Source organism: Pseudoflavonifractor sp. An187 (assembly GCF_002160275.1).
Taxonomy (GTDB): Bacteria; Bacillota; Clostridia; order Oscillospirales; family Oscillospiraceae; genus Enterenecus; species Enterenecus faecium.
Genome location: NZ_NFKG01000058.1, coordinates 1 through 2480 on the forward strand (window position 1 = coordinate 1; position 2480 = coordinate 2480).

At 52.7% G+C, this 2480-nt stretch carries 1 rRNA gene; it reads left to right on the forward strand.

The window, feature by feature from the left end:
* Nucleotides 1-2477, forward strand: a 23S ribosomal RNA gene (locus B5F22_RS11795); the annotation flags it as partial.
* Nucleotides 2478-2480: the final 3 nt, after the last annotated feature.

Here is a 2480-nt window from a genome sequence, read left to right on the forward strand (position 1 = left end):
AGCCCCGTATCCGAAAGAGAAGGCTGTGAGACTGGATCCAGAGTACCGCGGGACACGTGAAACCCCGTGGGAAGCTGGGGGGACCACCCTCCAACCCTAAATACTACCTGATGACCGATAGTGGAGCAGTACCGTGAGGGAAAGGTGAAAAGGACCCCGAGAGGGGAGTGAAATAGAACCTGAAACCTTGTGCTTACAAGCACTCAAAGCCCGTTAAAGGGTGATGAGGTACCTTTTGTAGAATGGTCCGGCGAGTTATTGTTACTGGCAAGGTTAAGGTATTCAGTACCGGAGCCGCAGCGAGAGCGAGTCTGAATAGGGCGTATGAAGTCAGTGGCAATAGACCCGAAACCGGGTGACCTATCCATGAGCAGGTTGAAGTGGAGGTAAAACTCCATGGAGGACCGAACGCACGCTCGTTGCAATGATCGGCGATGACTTGTGGATAGCGGTGAAATTCCAATCGAACCCGGAGATAGCTGGTTCTCCCCGAAATAGCTTTAGGGCTAGCGTTGTTTTAGATTACTGGAGGTAGAGCACTGAATGGGCTAGGGGGCGATAAGCTTACTGAACCCTATCAAACTTCGAATGCCAGCTAATTGATGAACAGCAGTCAGACTGTGTGAGATAAGTCTCATAGTCAAAAGGGAAACAGCCCAGACCCACAGCTAAGGTCCCAAATATACGCTAAGTGGAAAACGATGTGGAGTTGCGAAAACAACCAGGATGTTGGCTTAGAAGCAGCCACTCATTAAAAGAGTGCGTAATAGCTCACTGGTCGAGTGACTCTGCGCGGAAAATGTAACGGGGCTAAGCGTATAACCGAAGCTTGGGCTTGTCGTAAGACAGGGGTAGGGGAGCGTCGAATATGGGGTGAAGTCGCATCGGAAGGAGCGGTGGACTGTATTCGAGTGAGAATGCCGGAATGAGTAGCGAGAATCATGTGGGAATCATGATGGCCGAAAATCTAAGGTTTCTTGGGGAAGGTTCGTCCGCCCAAGGTAAGCCGGGAGCTAAGGCGAGGCCGAAAGGCGTAGTCGATGCACATACGGTTGAAATTCCGTAGCCACCGAACTTTAAACACACTGACACTTTGGAATAGCCGGACCCGGGCGTTGGTTGACCCGGGCGTAAGGGACCGAAATATAGTAGGGAAGCCGGCGATGTCCAGAGGCGAGAAAAGGTGTGAGGTATACTAAGGTGCCCGTACCGCAAACCGACACAGGTAGATGAGGAGAGAATCCTAAGGCCAACGGGAGAAGGGTTGTTAAGGAACTCGGCAAAATGACCCCGTAACTTCGGGATAAGGGGAGCTCCCTAAGGGGAGCCGCAGAGAATAGGCCCAAGCGACTGTTTACCAAAAACACAGGTCTATGCTAAATCGAAAGATGACGTATATGGGCTGACGCCTGCCCGGTGCTGGAAGGTTAAGAGGAGGGCTTAGCGCAAGCGAAGGTCTGAATTGAAGCCCCAGTAAACGGCGGCCGTAACTATAACGGTCCTAAGGTAGCGAAATTCCTTGTCAGGTAAGTTCTGACCCGCACGAATGGCGTAACGATTTGGGCGCTGTCTCAACAGCCCACCCGGCGAAATTGTTGTACTGGTGAAGAAGCCAGTTACCCGCAACTAGACGGAAAGACCCCATGGAGCTTTACTGTAGCTTAATACTGGAGTTCGGTAATTCATGTACAGGATAGGTGGGAGACTAGGAAGCATGGGCGTCAGCTCATGTGGAGTCACCCTTGGGATACCACCCTTGGATTGCTGGGCTTCTAACCTGCGGCCGTGAATCCGGTCGGGGGACACTGTTAGGTGGGCAGTTTGACTGGGGCGGTCGCCTCCTAAAAGGTAACGGAGGCGCTCAAAGGTTCGTTCAGCACGGACGGAAATCGTGCATTGAGTGTAAACGCATAAACGAGCCTAACTGCGAGACCGACGGGTCGAGCAGTAACGAAAGTTGGAGTTAGTGATCCGGCGGTATGCAAGTGGAAGTGCCGTCGCTCAACGGATAAAAGCTACCCTGGGGATAACAGGCTGATCTCCCCCAAGCGTCCACAGCGACGGGGAGGTTTGGCACCTCGATGTCGGCTCGTCACATCCTGGGGCTGTATTCGGTCCCAAGGGTTCGGCTGTTCGCCGATTAAAGTGGCACGCGAGCTGGGTTCAGAACGTCGTGAGACAGTTCGGTCCCTATCTGTTGCGGGCGTAAGAGATTTGAAGAGAGCTGTCCTTAGTACGAGAGGACCGGGATGGACATACCTCTGGTGCACCAGTTGTCCTGCCAAGGGCACAGCTGGGTAGCTACGTATGGACGAGATAAACGCTGAAGGCATCTAAGCGTGAAACTCCCTCTAAGATTAGATCTCTCATCCTTTATGGAGTAAGGCTCGACGTAGACTATGTCGTTGATAGGTCGGAGGTGGAAGCGCTGTGAGGCGTGTAGCTGACCGATACTAATTAGCCGAGGGCTTGACCTACAA